This window comes from Neobacillus rhizosphaerae, assembly GCF_937468385.1.
Lineage (GTDB): Bacteria > Bacillota > Bacilli > Bacillales > Cytobacillaceae > Neobacillus > Neobacillus rhizosphaerae.
Genome location: NZ_CALBWS010000080.1, coordinates 1 through 378, shown reverse-complemented (window position 1 = coordinate 378; position 378 = coordinate 1). Strand labels below are relative to the sequence as shown.

1 pseudogene is annotated in these 378 nt (G+C 39.7%); it reads right to left on the bottom strand.

Annotated features, from left to right (window positions below):
• Window positions 1-378 (bottom strand): annotated as a pseudogene (locus tag M5A78_RS24640) (hypothetical protein); the annotation flags it as partial.

Here is a 378-nt window from a genome sequence, read left to right as displayed (position 1 = left end):
GGCACTTTTTATTGTATGGAAATCAATGTGCTTTGGTTGAGGGATCACTAAGGGGGATTGTTGTTTTCCATTGCTAAACAGCAGCTTTTTATCCTTGCATTTAATAGCTGCTTTTTTATATTTGACGGAAAAGAATTTTTTGTATTTCCAAGGGTATCGCCACTGTTTTTCACCTTTAGCCCGCAGCTCCCTCGTTCTTTTGCATGTTTCTTCATGTAACTCGATGATGGCTTGAATCGTTTGCGCGTGTAATGGATGGGTGGTGGCATTGTACCATTTCTTTTTTTCTGATGCACTTGTCCAAATCTTATATACATCATATAGCCACCAATGGAGATCTAAGCAGTCATTCCATAGATTCGCTGCTTTCTGACGTAG